The 12,862-nt window shown below is 73.7% G+C and carries 11 protein-coding genes; 5 read left to right on the forward strand and 6 right to left on the reverse strand.

What is annotated here, in order from left to right; genetic code table 11:
- Positions 1-101: 101 nt before the first annotated feature.
- Entirely contained in the window at positions 102-1,583 is a 1,482-nt protein-coding gene (locus AB8O64_RS20755) for an MFS transporter (RefSeq protein ID WP_370420588.1), read from the forward strand.
- Here the strand turns inward: AB8O64_RS20755 and AB8O64_RS20760 are convergent, their stop codons facing one another.
- Entirely contained in the window at positions 1,584-2,081 is a 498-nt protein-coding gene (locus AB8O64_RS20760; protein WP_361934730.1) for a MarR family transcriptional regulator, read from the reverse strand.
- Between the two features lie 46 nt (positions 2,082-2,127).
- Between AB8O64_RS20760 and AB8O64_RS20765 the strand changes: the two genes are divergently transcribed.
- The 3 genes from AB8O64_RS20765 (at position 2,128) to AB8O64_RS20775 (ending at position 4,731) form a co-directional block, all read left to right on the forward strand.
- The gene (locus AB8O64_RS20765) at positions 2,128-3,045 is read left to right on the forward strand and encodes an EamA family transporter (RefSeq protein WP_370420590.1); all 918 of its coding nucleotides are present in this window, start codon (positions 2,128-2,130) and stop codon (positions 3,043-3,045) included.
- A 32-nt stretch (positions 3,046-3,077) separates the two neighbouring features.
- Positions 3,078-3,716, forward strand: coding sequence for an NAD(P)-dependent oxidoreductase (locus AB8O64_RS20770; RefSeq protein ID WP_370420591.1), 639 nt, complete (start codon positions 3,078-3,080; stop codon positions 3,714-3,716).
- A 61-nt stretch (positions 3,717-3,777) separates the two neighbouring features.
- A complete protein-coding gene (locus AB8O64_RS20775) occupies positions 3,778-4,731 on the forward strand; it encodes an endonuclease/exonuclease/phosphatase family protein (RefSeq protein WP_370423912.1) in 954 nt (317 codons plus the stop codon).
- A gap of 35 nt (positions 4,732-4,766) precedes the next feature.
- Here the strand turns inward: AB8O64_RS20775 and AB8O64_RS20780 are convergent, their stop codons facing one another.
- Positions 4,767-7,940, reverse strand: coding sequence for a BTAD domain-containing putative transcriptional regulator (locus AB8O64_RS20780; RefSeq protein WP_370420593.1), 3,174 nt, complete (start codon positions 7,938-7,940; stop codon positions 4,767-4,769).
- 127 nt (positions 7,941-8,067) lie between these two features.
- Between AB8O64_RS20780 and AB8O64_RS20785 the strand changes: the two genes are divergently transcribed.
- Positions 8,068-8,832, forward strand: a complete 765-nt coding sequence (locus tag AB8O64_RS20785; protein ID WP_370420594.1) for an SDR family oxidoreductase — start codon at positions 8,068-8,070, stop codon at positions 8,830-8,832.
- 139 nt (positions 8,833-8,971) lie between these two features.
- On the opposite strand, the gene AB8O64_RS20790 is transcribed toward AB8O64_RS20785, so the two are convergent.
- The 4 genes from AB8O64_RS20790 to AB8O64_RS20805 all read right to left on the reverse strand — a co-directional run bounded on the left by AB8O64_RS20790 (position 8,972) and on the right by AB8O64_RS20805 (position 12,728).
- Positions 8,972-9,565 carry an NADPH-dependent FMN reductase gene (locus AB8O64_RS20790; RefSeq protein ID WP_370420596.1) on the reverse strand — a complete coding sequence of 198 codons (594 nt, stop codon included), beginning with the start codon at positions 9,563-9,565 and terminating at the stop codon, positions 8,972-8,974.
- Between the two features lie 195 nt (positions 9,566-9,760).
- Positions 9,761-11,017, reverse strand: coding sequence for a GNAT family N-acetyltransferase (locus AB8O64_RS20795; RefSeq protein ID WP_370420597.1), 1,257 nt, complete (start codon positions 11,015-11,017; stop codon positions 9,761-9,763).
- A gap of 90 nt (positions 11,018-11,107) precedes the next feature.
- Positions 11,108-12,091, reverse strand: a complete 984-nt coding sequence (locus AB8O64_RS20800; protein ID WP_370420599.1) for an asparaginase — start codon at positions 12,089-12,091, stop codon at positions 11,108-11,110.
- Positions 12,092-12,137: 46 nt separating this feature from the next.
- The gene (locus AB8O64_RS20805) at positions 12,138-12,728 is read right to left on the reverse strand and encodes an AmfC protein (RefSeq protein WP_365215930.1); all 591 of its coding nucleotides are present in this window, start codon (positions 12,726-12,728) and stop codon (positions 12,138-12,140) included.
- Between the last annotated feature and the right edge of the window lie 134 nt (positions 12,729-12,862).

Below are 12,862 nucleotides of genomic sequence, written 5' to 3' on the forward strand. Positions count from 1 at the left end.
TAAGGGGTCCGGAGGTCAGGAACCGCTCCGAAATAGATCGTCTACAACAAAACTATCTGCTACGGTCTCTCCTGTCGCCACGACTGACAGGAGAGACCGCCATGCCTGCCGCACCCGCTCTTCCCTCCGCCGCTCCCCTCCCGCGAGAGCGAGGGCAGTCGCGTTGGCCGGCCCTCGGTGTCCTCGCCGCGGGGATGCTGATGACGGTCCTCGACGGCAGCATCGTGACGGTGGCGATGCCGGCCATCCAGAGCGATCTGGGCTTCTCGCCCGCCGGCCTCAGCTGGACCGTCAACGCCTACCTGATCGCTTTCGGCGGTCTGCTGCTGCTCGCCGGGCGGCTCGGCGATCTGATCGGCCGCAAGCGCATGTTCCTGGCCGGCACCGCCGTGTTCACCGCCGCCTCGCTGCTGGCGGGCGTGGCCGCGTCCCCCGCGACGCTGATAGCCGCCCGGTTCCTGCAAGGGGTCGGAAGCGCGATGTCCTCCGCGGTCAGCCTGGGCATCCTCGTCACGCTGTTCACCCGGCCCGCCGAACGCGCCAAGGCGATCGCCGTGTTCAGCTTCACCGGCGCGGCCGGTGCCTCGCTGGGCCAGGTGCTCGGCGGTGTCCTGACCGACGCGCTCGACTGGCACTGGATCTTCTTCATCAACCTGCCGATCGGGCTCGCGGCCCTCGCCCTCGCCGTGCCCGCGCTGCCCGCCGACCGCGGGGCCGGGCGCGGGGCCGGGGCCGACGTCCTCGGCGCCGTCCTCGTCACCGCGGGGCTGATGCTCGGGATCTACACCGTCGTCAAGGTGGCGGAGTACGGCTGGACGTCGGCGCACACGCTCGGCCTCGGCGCCCTCGCCGGCGTGCTGCTCGCCGCGTTCGTCGCCCGTCAGGCCACCGCCGCGGCGCCGCTCATGCCGCTGCGGATCCTCCGCTCGCGGAGCGTCGCGGGCGCCAACCTGGTCCAGGTCCTCATGGTGGCCGCCCTCTTCTCCTTCCAGATCCTCGTCGCCCTCTACATGCAGCAGGTGCTCGGATACGGCGCCGCCGGAACCGGTCTGGCGATGCTTCCCGCGGCGGTGGTCATCGGCGCGGTGTCACTGGGCGTCTCCGCCCGTCTGAACGCCCGCTTCGGCGAGCGCAACGTCCTGCTGGCCGGGCTCGCCCTCCTGATCGGGGTCCTCGGGTGGCTCACCCGCCTCCCGGTCCACGCGAACTACCTCGTCGACCTGCTCCCGGTGATGCTGCTCGCCGCCGGCTTCGGGCTCGCCCTCCCGGCGCTGACCACCCTCGGCATGTCGGACGCGGGAGGCGAGGACGCCGGGCTCGCCTCCGGGCTCTTCAACACCACCCAGCAGATCGGCATGGCCCTGGGCGTCGCGGTGCTCTCCACGCTCGCGGCCTCCCGCACCGACGCCCTCCTCGCGGACGGGCGGAGCCGGGCCGAGGCGCTGACCGGCGGCTACCACCTGGCCTTCGCCGTGGGCGCCGGGCTGCTCGTCGTCGCCTTCGCGGTCGCCTTCACCGTGCTGCGCCGCCCCCGGGGGGTCCCCGCGGAGCGGAAGGTCGACGAGCACGTCATCGCCGCCTGATCACACGGTGCCGTCGAGGGACTCCAGGAGATCGCGGAGTCCCTCGGCGAGTGCGTCCCGCTGGGGGCGCGAGAGCGCGGCGAGGATGCGCTCCTCGGTGGCGACGTGGTCGGGCAGGGCCCGGTCGATCAGGGCGAGACCCTCCTCGGTGAGGGTGACGTGCACGACGCGGCCGTCCGAGGCGCTCGGCGTGCGGGTCACCAGGCCCCGGGCCTCCAGCCGGTCGAGGCGCTGGGTGATGGCACCCGAAGTGACCATCGACGAACGCATCAGCCCGGCCGGGGTCAGCGAATACGGCGGCGGTCCGCTGCGGCGCAGGGTGGCCAGGACGTCGAAGGACGCCTTGTCGAGGCCGTGCGCGGCGAAGGTGCGGCCCAGCTCGGTGTCGATCAGCCGGTGCAGCCGGGACAGCCGCCCGATCACCGCCATCGGCGATACGTCCAGGTCGGGGCGGCGCTCGGCCCACTGTTCCAGCACTCGGTCCACATGGTCTGCCATGACTCCACTCTAGCCAATTCTCTTAGCGGTGAGATATGTTGTCTTAGTGCTAAGCAATCGGATCGGCATCATCCTCGTGACCGCGCTGGCGCCCGTCATCTGGGGCACCACCTACCTCGTCACCACCGAACTGCTGCCGCCGGACCGCCCCCTGCTGGCGGCCGTGGCGCGCGCCCTCCCGGCAGGCCTCCTGCTCGTGGCGATCACCCGGCGGCTGCCGCGGGGCGTGTGGTGGTGGCGCGCGCTGGTGCTCGGCGCCCTCAACATCGGGGCGTTCTTCGCCCTGCTGTTCGTCGCCGCCTACCGGCTGCCCGGCGGGGTCGCCGCCACCATCGGCTCCCTGCAACCCCTGCTGGTCGTCGGCCTGTCCGCCGGACTGCTCGGCGAGCGGGTGTCCACGCGTACCGCGCTCGCCGGCGTCGCGGGGGTCGGCGGTGTCAGCCTGCTCGTCCTGCGGGCCGACGCCGGGCTGGACGTCATAGGCGTCGCGGCCGCCGCCGCCAGTGCGGTGGTCATGGCCACCGGAATCGTCCTCAGCAAGCGGTGGACCTCCCCCGCACCCCTGCTGGCGACCACCGGCTGGCAGCTCGTCGCGGGCGGTCTGCTGCTGCTCCCGGTCGCCCTCGCCGTGGAAGGCCCCCCGCCGACGACGCTCAGCACCGCGAACCTGGCCGGTTACGGCTACCTCGCGATCATCGGCGCGGCCCTCGCCTACGTCCTGTGGTTCCGGGGCATCCGTGCCCTGTCCCCGACGAACGTGACCTTCCTCGGACTGCTCAGCCCCCTCGTCGCCACCACGCTCGGCTGGCTCGTGCTCGACCAGGAACTCACCGTCGGCCAGTCACTGGGCGGAATCGTCGTCCTCGGCGCCCTCGTCGTGGCGCAGATGGCCCCCCGGGCGGCGCGACCAAAGACCCCGGTGGCGACCCCTGAACCGGCCCCGACGGTTTCCTCTTCCCGCTGATCCGCCCCCTCTTCACAAGGAGCTCGAAAATCATGCGCATCACCGTCTTCGGAGCAGCGGGCAACGTCGGCAGCCGAGTGGTGACCGAAGGGTTGTCCCGGGGCCACGAGGTCACCGCCGTCGTACGGAACTCCGCCCGCTTCCCCCAACTGCCCGCCGGGGCCGAGGCCCGCGTCGGCGACGCCTCGAACCCTGACGACGTGGCCCGGCTGAGCACCGGCCAGGACGTCGTGATCGGCGCGACCCGCCCGGCACCGGGCAGCGAGGGCGAACTCGTCAAAGCCACGGAGGGGTTGCTCGCCGGACTCTCCCACACCGGCGTGCGGCTGCTGGTCGTCGGTGGCGCGGGCAGCCTGATCATCCCCGGCACGGGAGGCACCACCGTGATCGACGGCCCCGACTTCCCCGCGGACTGGCGGGGCATCGCCCTGGCCTGCAACGCGCAACTTGCCGCTTGCCGCGCGGAGACCGAGGTGGACTGGGCTTACCTGAGCCCTGCGGCGGTCCTGGAGCCGGGTGTGCGGACCGGTACGTATCGCTTGGGCGGCGATGAGCTGCTGGTTGATGCGGAGGGGAACTCTTCGATCTCCATGGAGGACCTGGCGGTTGTCCTCCTGGACGAGGTGGAACGACCGCGTCACGTGCGGACGAGGTTCACGGCTGGGTACTGACCCGTTGCCGGGTGCGGCAACGGCCCCGCGCAGGGGACCCCGCAAAATGGCAGCCGTGAGAATGCCACGTCCCGTGCGGACAGCCCTACAGATCGCCTGCGCGACAGCCCTGGCCGGCGCAGCCGTCCTCATCGCGGCGCGAGCCACATCGCTGGACGACGGGACCTGGCTCGCCATGCCGATGGCCGGGTTCCCGTACGCCGTGGTCGGCACCGTGGTCGTTCTGGTGGTGTTGCTGGCGCTGCGGTCGTGGTGGGTCGCGGCGGTGGCGGCTGTGCTGGTCGTGACGGAGCTTGCCTGGACGGTGCCCCGGTTCGTTCCCGACAGGGACACCGTGCCGGCGGGCGCGCCGCGGTTGCGGGTGGCCACGAGCAACGCGCATGTGGGCGCGGTCGATCCCGAGGCGATCGTCCGGCTCGTCCGTGCCGAGCGGCTGGACGTGCTGGCCATGGAGGAGATGACGCCGAAGGCGATCGCGGCGCTCGACAAGGCGGGCATGGCCGAGTTGATGCCGCACCGCGAGCTGCACCCGGAGTCGGATTCCTCGCTCTACTCCCGGCTGCCGTTGACGGGCGGCGGTCTGCTGCGCGGCCGGGCCACGGTGTGGCCGCAGACGACGGCCGCGGTCAGGGTCGGCGGGCGCACGGTGCGGCTGGTGGCGGTCCACACGCTCTACCCGCTGGGCGATGCCCGGCGCTGGGCGCGGGACATGCGGGAGCTGCGGGACGAGGCGGTGGACTCGGGGCGGGACACGGTGTTCCTCGGGGACTTCAACGCGACCCTCGACCACGCGCCCATGCGGAAGCTGCTGTCCGCGGGACTCACCGACTCCCACGCGGAGCTCGGCCGCGGCTGGGCGCCGACCTGGCCGGCCGACGCCTCGGGCATGCCGTCCCTGCTCCAGCTCGACCACGTGCTGCACGGCAGTGGGCTGGCGGCGGTCTCGGTCAGCGAACACACCCTGCGGGGATCCGACCACCGGGCGGTCGTCGCGGAACTGGCACTCGTCGACTAGGGCCTGTCCGGCGGACCTTCGCGGGCTCCCGACGCCTACGCCGTCGGCCACTGGCCCGAGCCGACAGAAAGCGGCACCGTCCCCGACAGGGAACCGCCGCGCTCGTACGCCTCCGCGAAGGCCGCCTTTCCCATGGCGGCCTCGGCCGCCGTGGTGATCCGGTCGACGTCGCCGCGTTCGGCGGGCGGCAGGGGCGCGCCCGCCGACTCGCGGGTGGCCGCCGCCGCGCCGAGGAGGAAGGCGGCCCGCCCGGGGTCCCCGGACAGGACCTCGACCCCCGAAAGCCCCTCCAGGGCCAGGGCGATGGCACGCGGACCGCCGTTCAGGCAGGCAGTCTCCAGGCCCTGGAGGTGCAGGGCCCGCGCGGTGTCCGCGTCGCCGCGCTGTTCGGCGACGAAGCCCAGCTCGGCGAGGATCAGCGCGTTGCCCGAGGGCTCCGGCGCCACCTCCTCGTACCACTCCCGGATCCGGCGGAGGTAGGTCTCGGCGGTGGGCAGGTCCCCCTCCCGGCGCGCCCCCAGGGCGAGGCCCATCTCGGCGTATATCTCACCGAACTTGAAGCTCTGCTCGGCGGCGATCCGCCGGGCCCGCTCGTGCAGCTCGCGCGCCCCGTCCAGGTCCCCGGCCAGCAGGGCGAGCCGGCCGAGGCCCGACAGCCGCGAGGAGACCTCGGCCCGCAGGCCGAGCTCCTCGGCCAGGCGCAGCCCGTCGCGCTGGATGCCCCCGGCCCGCTCGTAGTCGCCGCCGATCTCGGCGAGCGCGGCCAGCGGGGAGACGCTCTGCAACTGGCCCCAACGATCACCCAGTTCCCGGAAGAGCTCCGCGCTGCGCTCGCCGTCGTGCTTCAGCGTCGCCATGTCGCCGCGGATCAGGGCGTCCACCGCCCGCCGGCCGAGTGCCGCCGCGACGCCCCACCGGTCGCCCCGCTCGCGGAAGCCGGCCAGGGCGAGTTCGACGAGCGCCTCGGCGCCCGCCTGGTCGCCCGCGTTGCCCAGGGCGTACGAACGGAACCACAGGGCCTGCGGACAGGGCCCCGCGTCCGCCGTCTCCTCCGCCGGGGGCAGCGGCCGCCGGGCACCCGACAACAACGCGAAGCTGCCCCACAGGGAACGGACTTCCGCCCGGAGGGGGAGCGCGGCCTCGCCGGCAGGAGAAGCCAGCGCGCTCTCCAGCGACCGCCGTGCCTCCCCCAGCCGGCCGCGCAGCAGCCAGTACCACGACAGGGCGGCGGTCAGCCGCAGCGCCGATCCCGGCGGGCCCTGCCGGAGCGCGGTGTCGAGGGCCGTGCGCAGGTTCGCGGTCTCGGTGTCGAGGACGGCGAGCCAGTGGTCCTGCTCGGGGCCGCGGAGGCGGGGCGCGGCGCGCTCGGCCAGTTCCGTGTAGTGGTGCAGGTGGCGGGCGCGTACGGGCGCGAGGTCCGCCATCTCCCGCAGGCGTTCCGTGCCGTACGCGGCGACCGATTCGAGGAGGCGGTAGCGCGGGCCCCGGGGGCCGTCCGTCATGACCACCAGGGAGCGGTCGACCAGACGGGCCAGCAGATCGAGGACCTCCTCGGTCTGTACGCCGTCGCCCGCGCAGACCGCCTCCGCGGCCCGGAGCGTGCAACCGTCGGTGTGCGCGGCGAGGCGGCGCAGCACGATGCGCTCGGGGGCCGTCAGCAGCTCCCAGCTCCAGTCGATCACCGCGCGGAGGGTCTGCTGGCGCGGTGGGGCGCCGCGGTGGGTGCCCGTCACGACGCGGAAGCGGTCGTCGAGGCGGTCGGCCAGTTCGCGGACGCCCAGCGCGCGTACGCGCGTGGCCGCGAGTTCCAGGGCGAGGGGGAGGCCGTCGAGCCGCCGGCAGATCTCCTCGACGGCCCCGGTGGTCGTGTCGTCGAGGACGAAGCCGGGGGCGGCGGCCGCCGCGCGGGCGGCGAAGAGGCGTACCGCTTCGGCGGCGGGCAGTGGCTCCACCGCCCGCACGGTCTCGCCCGCGAGCCCCAGCGGCTCCTGGCTGGTGGCCAGGACCCGCAGCCCGGGCGCGGCCCGCAGCAGCAGGGCCGTGAGGTGCGCGACGTGCTCGACGACGTGCTCGCAGTTGTCCAGGACGAGCAGGGCCCGGCGGTCGCGGAGGGCCGCCGCCAGCCGGTCGGCGGGCGGGGTGGCCGCGGCGGGCATGGGCATGCCCGAGGCGCCGTCGTCGCGGAGGCCCAGCGCGGTGGCGATCACTTCGGTGAGCTCGGTGACGGAACCGCGCTGCCCGGCGAGCTCGACGAGATGGACCCCGTCGGGGAAGGCGTCGGCGTGCCGGGCGGCGGTCTCGATCGCGAGCCGGGTCTTGCCGACCCCGCCGGGGCCGGTGAGCGTCACCAGGCGCCCGGCCGTGAGCAGGGCGCTCGCCTCGGCCACCGCCCGCTCCCGGCCGACCAGGGGGGTGAGCGGGGTGGGCAGCTGTGCGCGCGGGCCGGCGGCGGGGGCCGGCGTGGCGGCCAGGTCGGGGGCCTGGCCGAGGATCGACCGGTGGAGCGCGGTCAGTTCGGGGCCGGGGTCCAGGCCCAGCTCCTCGGCCAGCCGGACGCGCAGCTCGTCGTACGAGGCGAGGGCCTCGCTCTGCCGCCCCGCGCGGTACAGCGCCCGCAGCTGGGCGGCGCGCAGCCGCTCGCGCAGCGGGTGGCGGGCCACGAGCGCGGTGAGCTCCCCGACGAGGGCGCCGTGCTCACCCGCCGCCAGCCGTGCCTCGGCCTGCTCCTCCAGGACGGTCAGCCGCTGCTCCTCCAGACGCAGTGCCGCCGTACGGGCGAACTCCTCGTCGGCGAAGTCGGCGTAGGCCGGGCCGCGCCAGAGTCCGAGCGCCTCGGTCAGCAGGGCCGCCCGCGCCCGCGGGTCGTCCGTGGCGCGGGCGCGGACCACCAGGGCCTGGAAGCGGTCCGCGTCCACGTCGCCGTCGTCGATCCGCAGCCGGTATCCGGGGGGCTGGCGCAGCACGCTGTCACGGCCGAGTACGCGGCGCAGCTGGGAGACCTTGTTCTGCAAGGCGTTGGCGGGGTGGGCCGGGAGATCCGCGGCCCACAGATCGTCGATCAGCCGGTCGGCGGAGACCGGCCGTCCCTCGTGCACCAGCAGGTCGGCCAGCAGCGCCCGGACCTTGGCCTCCGGCACCCTGACCGGCTTTCCCGCGCCGTCCCGGACCACCAGCGGGCCCAGCACCCCGAACCGTCCCCCGAACCCCATGCCGAAACCGTAACCCGCCCCACCGACAGCGGACCGTCAGGAAACCCACAGCGCCCCTCGGCACAGTGGGCACCACGAACCCGGCGGTGCGCGGAAGCCGCCGGAACACCCCAGGGAGCAACGGGACATGACCACGTATGCGGGTAAGAAGGCCGTCGTCATCGGTGGGACGATGGGCATGGGACTGGCCATCGCCAAGCGGCTCGTCGAGGGCGGCGCGGAGGTCCTGCTGACCGGCCGCAACCCCCGGAACCTCAAGGACGCGCGGACCGAGCTCGGCTCGTCGGCCCATGTGGTCGCCTCCGACATCTCCGACATGGCCGCCATCGCGGCGCTCGGTGACACGGTGGAGGAGAAGCTCGGCCGGATCGACCACCTCTTCGTCAACGCGGGCATATCGGAGCTGGCCCCGGTCGCGCAGGTCACCGAGGAGAGCTACGACAAGCAGTTCGCGGTGAACACCAAGGGCGCGTTCTTCACCGTGCAGCGCCTGCTGCCGCTGATCGCGGAGGGCGGCTCGATCGTCTTCACCACCTCGGTCGCCGACATCACGGCGCCGCCCGGAATGAGCGTCTACTCCGGTACGAAGTCGGCCCTGTGGTCCTTCGCCCAGACGCTCGCCTCGGAGCTGGTGGGGCAGGGCATCCGCGTCAACGCGGTGTCGCCCGGCTTCATCGACACCCCTGGTGGTGGCGTGCAGGGCCTGACCCCCGAGGAGTTCGAGGCCATGCAGCAGTGGGGTGACACCGCCACCCCGATGCGGCGGCACGGCACGGCCGACGAGGTGGCCCGCGCCGCGCTGTTCCTGGCCGTGGACGCGACGTTCACCACGGGCGAGAGGCTGTACGTCGACGGCGGCATCGGCCAGCACGTCGCCGTTCCGCAGGACTGACCCATTCAGCCCGTCCGGAGATTGAGGACGCGCCCGCAGGGCGCCCGCCGCCGCAGGCGGCAGGACGGCCCGCCGCCATCAGGACAATCCGCGCGGGACCCCCGTACCTGCGCGGACAACGTCGAAGCGGGCACGGGACTCAGTTGCCGTACGGGCGGGTCGCGCGCGCCTCGCGCAGCGCCAGGGCCCACCAGGTCAGCTGGTCGAGCATGACCTTCGCGGCACCGGCGGCGGCCGTGCCGGCCTCCTCGTCCAGGTGGCGGCCGTTGTCGTCGAACTTGCCCCACGGGCTGTGGAAGCTGATCGTCTCGCGGATGGTCACCGCATGCAGCTCGGCGAAGACCGGGCGCAGGTGCTCGACGGCGCGCAGACCGCCGGAGAGGCCGCCGTAGGAGATGAAGCCGACCGGCTTAGCCTGCCACTGGGTGTAGTGCCAGTCGATGAGGTTCTTCACCGAGGCCGGGTAGCTGTGGTTGTACTCGGGGGTGATGACGACGAAGGCATCGGCCTCGGCGAGCCGCGGGGACACCTCGGCGAGCAGGGCGGCGGCCTCCGGGCCGGGGTCGCTGGACAGGTTCACCGGCAGCGGGTGGTCGGCGAGGTCTATGACGTCCACCTCGATGTCGGCGCGCTGGGCGGTCTGCTCGGCGAACCAGCCGGCCACCGTCGGGCCGAAGCGGCCCTCGCGGGTGGAGGCGACGACAACGGCGAGGCGGTACGGGCTGTCGGACATGGGGTCCCCCCTGGCTACGGGAAATCTCTGGATCGTGCGGCGGCCGGTGGGGCCGCTGAGAAGAAGCTTCCAACCTCAAGCATGGTTGAGGTCAAGCGTTATTGGTGGACCGTTCATCCACTCAGGGCAAGTGCCCCGGGAAGTCCGTTATTTCCCGGGGCACTTGGGGCCGGTGTGGCGGTCCTGAGGGCCGGATCAGAAGATGTCCGGGCACCACGGCCGGCGCGCCGTGCGCAGAGCTGCGTCCGCGAGGGTGAGCGCACCGGGGCGTTCCTCGGTGACCCGGCCCAGGGCGGCGAGCCGGGTGGCGGACTCGTCGCCGAGGTACAGGGTGCCCAATTCGCCGACGGGCAGCGAGAGATCCGCCGGACGCGTGGTCGTGGTGCAGGAGGCGCCGTCCGGTCCGGCCTCCAGGAGATAGCGGCCGGCGGCGAGCCCGGCCGGGTCGGCGATGTCGAGGACGAGGGAGCCCGTGGTGGCGTACGTACGGGCCTGGAGCAGCGCCGGCACGTCGAGGGGGCGCAGCCACAGGAAGTCGGCGTGCGTGAGCGTCCGGGCCGCGCGGGGGTCGGGCAGCAGCAGCGGCAGCAGGTCGTCGGGGGCGCGGTGGCCGGTGCGGACCTTGACGACCCAGTCGACCGACAACAGGAAGTGCCACAGGGCGCGTTCGGCCTCGGGGGTGACCGCGAAGCAGTCGCGGACGGTGGCCGTGGTCTGCGACCTCTTGGCCTCCCACACATCGTCGGCGGTGTAGACGAGGAGGCCGTCGACGCTGCCGGAGGCGGAGCGGTGGACGGCGTAGAAGGGCTCCGTCCAGGGGTAGCTGGGGTGCGGCGGCTCGCCCGTGCGGCTCTGCCACCACCGCGTGTCGCGGTCGACGACGCCGTGCCGTACGGCCCGCAGCCGCTCGTGCAGGGCGGGGCCGAGGCGCCGGACGTCGGCGCCGTCGACGAGGTCGACGCGCCCGCCCTCCGCCGGGCCCGTGTAGCGCCGGTCGAGCCCGGCACGGGGGACGTCGATCTCCCACTCGGTGGTCCAGACGGCCGGGCCGTAGCCGTACCGGCCGTAGATCGGGTACTCGGCGGAGATCAGCGTCGAGGCGGCCTCGCCGCGCTCCTTGGCGGCCCGCAGATCGCGGTCCATCATGCGGCTGAGCAGCCCGCGCCGGCGGTGCGTCGGGGAGACGGTGACATTGGAGACCGCGGACGCGGTCACCGCGGCGCCGCCGGGCACGGTGATCCGCTGCGCGAAGCTGCGGAAGGTGGCGACGCAGCACCCGTCGTCGAAGGCACCCTGGGCGCGCTCGATGTCGATGCCCGCGCGGGTGTACTCGAGCTCCTTCTCGGTCACCGCCGGGGGCATGAGGAAGCCGGTGCGCAGGGCGCGGCTCCAGTCGGTGAGGTCGGATTCGTCGATCGCGCGGACTTCGAGCGCGCGGACTTCGAGACTCATGCCGTCACGCTAGGCAGCGGGTGGCGCGGGCCGCACGTGAATTTCTCCGTGCGGCCCGGAGTGTGCGACGTTCGGCGTGCCCGAGGGCCCTCAGAACGCCGCTCGTATCGAGCCCACCCGCTCCGCGCCGCCCAGCAGCGGCATCTCGCCGATGCGGGCCACGACGGGGGAGTCGACGCCGAGCAGCTCCAGGGCGCGGGCCAGGACGGGGCCCATGGCGCGCGGGGCGCCGTCGTCGATCTTGAAGGCGAGGGCACGGCCGTCCGGGAGGGCCACGGCCTGGACGGACTCGGCGCCCATCTTCGACAGCACGCCGGGCACCTCGCGCATCAGCCAGGTGTCGGGGCGGCGGGTGCCGGCCACGTACTCCGGGTGTGCGCGCATCGCGTCCGCCACCCGGCGCTCGGGGGTGCCCGGCGCGGCCAGGACGAAGGCGCGGTAGGCCCGGGCCAGCCCGGTGAGGGTCAGGGCCATCAGCGGGGCCCCGCAGCCGTCCGTACCCACGTGGGCGACGCTCTCGCCGCTCGCCTCCTGCACGACGTCCAGCACCAGGCGCTGGAGCGGGTGCGCGGGGTCGAGGTAGGAGTCCAGCGGCCAGCCGTTGGCGGCACTGGTGGCGATCATGGCCGCGTGCTTGCCGGAGCAGTTCATCGTGACGCGCTCGCGGACCTGGCCCGCCGCCAGGTAGGACTCCGCCTCGACCGGGTCGAGCGGCAGGTCGGGCGGGGTCTGCAGATCGCTCTCCCGGAGGCCGAACTCGGTGAGCATCGTGCGCACCAGCTCCAGGTGGAAGCCCTCGCCGGAGTGGCTGGCCGCCGCCAGGGCCAGGCGCTCGCCGGACAGCTCCAGCCCGGCCCGCAGCATGGCGGCGGCCTGCATGGGCTTGTTGGCCGAGCGCGGGTAGACCGGGGCCGCCGGGTCGCCGAGCGCCAGCTCGACGCTTCCGTCGGCGGCCAGCAGCACCAGCGAGCCTCGGTGGTGGCCTTCGACGAAGCCGGAACGTACGACCTCGGCGAGGACCGGGGGTATGCCGTGGGTGGCGGCGGGCGGGGGCGCGAGGAGCGAGGTGGTCATCGTCGGCTTTCCGGGGGGAGGTGGTGCGGACCGCCCCCCGGAGGTCTCAGGAGAGGAGGTCGTCTACTTGTGCTTCCCCTTCACGGTACCTGCGGGCGATCTCGGCACTGCAATCGTCGGTCGTGCGCTGCAGCTGCTGGCGGCGGCCGGAGACCTGCCGCTCGTAGGCCACGAGGCGGGCCATCCCCTCGTGCAGCTCGTGGTCCGTCCGGGCGGCCAGGTCGGACAGCTCCACCTCGGACAGCATGTCCTCGGCCAGCCGCCGGAACTCCTCGCTGTGCGGTGTTCCGAGCGTCACATGGCGGGCGGAGGAGCGGTGGGCGGACGGCACGTCCGCGAGGATCTCCGACAGCCGGTCGACGACGAGCCGTTCCATGAGGGGGGAGCCCGGGGCCGCGCGGCGCGCCAGCTCGGCCCGCAGGATGTCGATGCGGCCCTGGAGCAGCCGCCGCACATAGCTGAGGTCCGCCTCGTCGCGCTGGGCGTCCCGGCGTACCTCGCGCAGCTCCGCGAGCCGCAGATCGCCCAGCCGCCGCACGGGGACGTCCGCGAGCCTGCCGGAACGCTGGCTCGGCGGGCGGGGGTTCAGACTGTCCACTGCCTTGAGCATGGGGCCGTCCTCGGTGGGTGTGGGCATGCGTATCCGTCCCCTCGGGCGGTGTGCGGTCACATCACGTTGCCCGCATGCGCACCGCCTGTACGCATCGTGCCACTGTGTCCGCCCCGCCCGCAGGGCCTCCGCACCCGAACAGCCCTGGATGGACGCAGGGC

Origin of the sequence: Streptomyces sp. QH1-20 (assembly GCF_041283565.1) — a bacterium.
Lineage (GTDB): Bacteria > Actinomycetota > Actinomycetes > Streptomycetales > Streptomycetaceae > Streptomyces > Streptomyces syringius.